Source organism: Ligilactobacillus salivarius DSM 20555 = ATCC 11741, from assembly GCF_001435955.1.
GTDB lineage: Bacteria > Bacillota > Bacilli > Lactobacillales > Lactobacillaceae > Ligilactobacillus > Ligilactobacillus salivarius.
Genome location: NZ_AYYT01000043.1, coordinates 1 through 1000, shown reverse-complemented (window position 1 = coordinate 1000; position 1000 = coordinate 1). Strand labels below are relative to the sequence as shown.

Below are 1000 nucleotides of genomic sequence, written 5' to 3'. Positions count from 1 at the left end.
GAAAAGAGTCAGGAACTGGAATTCCTGACCCTAGTGGCGACCGCTTAAGACGGTGGCGATAAACTAAATACTATATTTTAAAACCTTCAGTCCTTCGCCAAAAGTTACTGACGGTTTTTTCTTTTGTCATCTTTGAGCTTCTTCCACGCTTTCTTAACTTTAAAAGCTAAATCTAACATGGTAACTAGTTTACATTCGCAATGAGTAATAGCTGAAATTAATTTAGCCAAAACTATCATTACACCAGTTAATGCCCAAAGAATTGCACCTATTTCGCTCAACCAATGAACTATGAGCATCATAGGCGGGTGAATCCTCCTTTCTTTTAGGATCAAAATTAAATGGTACATAAGCACCACATCCTTTCACAAGGAACTTCACCACCGTCTTATAACTTTCGCCAAAAGTATTATATCATGGAAATAATCTTACTTTTCATAAATTACAGCATAAAAAGTTAATGGTTTTTGTAAACTATTTTGTGTTATAATGTATATGAAAAGAGCCAGGAACTACAATTCCTGACTCTAGTAGCGACCGCTTAAGACGGTGGCGATAAACTAAAAATAATGGTTCTGTACCAAATTCTGTGGGTAAGCTTCTTACCTACAGCTTTTTTTTGCTTAAAATTAGAAGTTTTATTAAAAAATCTACAAAAAAAGCCCATATAGGCTTACAATCAAAATGACTAAATAAAGATTGGAAGTGGCCCATATGAACTCATATGACAATTTTAACAAAATAATTCTAAACATTAAAGACCCTAACCTAAAATGTTTGCATTTTCAAGTTCTCGGTAGCCCAATAAATCATCATCTAAATTAATTTACAACTTATGTAAATATAAAATAAAACTTCGCACCGATAATCAAATCATCTACACTATTCATTGATAATATTGATTTTACCATATTTTATATACAATTTTAAGATTTTTTTACTCGAAATTTATGATAAATAACCATAAAAATTATGTCAACTACCCCAGTCTAAAGACATG

General features: G+C 31.8%; 1 protein-coding gene. It reads right to left on the bottom strand.

Annotated elements, in window-relative coordinates:
* Window positions 1-104 precede the first annotated feature (104 nt).
* Complete coding sequence (locus FC55_RS09615) at window positions 105-302, bottom strand: hypothetical protein (protein ID WP_003699182.1); 198 nt, start codon at window positions 300-302, stop codon at window positions 105-107.
* Between the last annotated feature and the right edge of the window lie 698 nt (window positions 303-1000).

Bases quoted from the DNA above. Each gene is read 5' to 3' on its own strand.
- FC55_RS09615 (WP_003699182.1), bottom strand. From the start codon at position 302: ATGATGCTCATAGTTCATTGGTTGAGCGAAATAGGTGCAATTCTTTGG.